Here is a 1,338-nt window from a genome sequence, read left to right on the forward strand (position 1 = left end):
GACCGCGAAGCCCAAATGGCCGATTTGGAAAGTCGGATTGCACGGGAAGCACTAGAATCGGAAGTCGCTTGCGAAATTGCCGAATTAGATCGATATATTAGCGAACTTGGTTACAACACCAACGAACACAACAACCTCCGCAACCATCTTCGTACTTCCCAAGCTTGGCAGTTACGTCACCAGCAGCTACAAAATGCCCAACAGCAACATCCCCAATTTGCAGCGCGATCGCAAGATTTACAGGAAGCTCTCAATGCACGTCTGGGAGAACGCCAAAAACTTAATTCACAAATAGAAGAAATCGTCAAGCAATTGCTGCAAACCGCTAATCCAATCGCCCAAATTCAAGAATTAGAAGCCCAGTTAGCTTTACGTCGTCGTCAACTTGATGAATATTTGGCGCATTTAGGGAGATTGGAACAGCAAGGGCAATATTTAGACGCATTGCAGCAACAGCAACAAAAGCAACAGCAACAACTTCAGGAAACCCGCAATCAACACCGTATTTATCAGGAGTTGTCTCAAGCATTTGGTAAAAATGGTATCCAAGCACTGATGATTGAGAATGTGTTACCACAGCTTGAAGCTGAGACAAATCAACTACTTTCGCGATTAAGTGCCAATCAATTACACGTACAATTTATTACCCAAAAACATGGACGTAGTGGTAAATCTACGAAAAAGAACACCAAACTAATCGATACCTTAGATATATTGATCGCTGATGCCAGGGGAACCCGTGCTTACGAAACCTATTCTGGGGGAGAAGCATTTAGAATCAACTTTGCGATTCGGTTAGCATTGGCAAAACTCCTAGCGCAGCGTGCAGGAGCATCATTACAAATGTTAATAGTCGATGAAGGCTTTGGAACACAAGACGCAGAAGGTTGCGATCGCTTAATTGCTGCCATCAATGCGATCGCGCCAGATTTTGCCTGTATCCTCACTGTAACCCACATGCCCCACCTTAAGGAAGCCTTCCAAGCCAGGATTGAAGTTCATAAAACTCAAGGTGGTTCACAAATACAAATATCAGTATAAATTATGACTCATTTAGGATTTTAATCTCATCCGTACGAATATCGATTGATAACCATGCAGCGATACCTATGCGAACTCGGAAATGGAAAAATTCAACTTGATTGCGATCGCATTAGGAATATTCAAACCATCTACGAATAAAACTGTTGCGACATCAATATAGTTATCTTGAACAAGTCAAAATACAATCTCGCATAGGCATCGATTAATAACTATGTAGCGATGTCTATGCGAATTTGGAAAAATTCAACTTGATTGCGATCGCATTAGGAATATTCAAACCATCTACGAATAAAA

General features: G+C 41.8%; 1 protein-coding gene. It reads left to right on the forward strand.

The genetic code is table 11. From position 1 onward, the window contains the following. Positions 1–1,041: SbcC/MukB-like Walker B domain-containing protein (locus CK510_RS30455; protein ID WP_281257113.1), on the forward strand; the 1,041-nt coding region annotated here is incomplete at its 5' end. Between the last annotated feature and the right edge of the window lie 297 nt (positions 1,042–1,338).

This window comes from Brunnivagina elsteri CCALA 953, from assembly GCF_002289455.1.
Lineage (GTDB): Bacteria > Cyanobacteriota > Cyanobacteriia > Cyanobacteriales > Nostocaceae > Brunnivagina > Brunnivagina elsteri.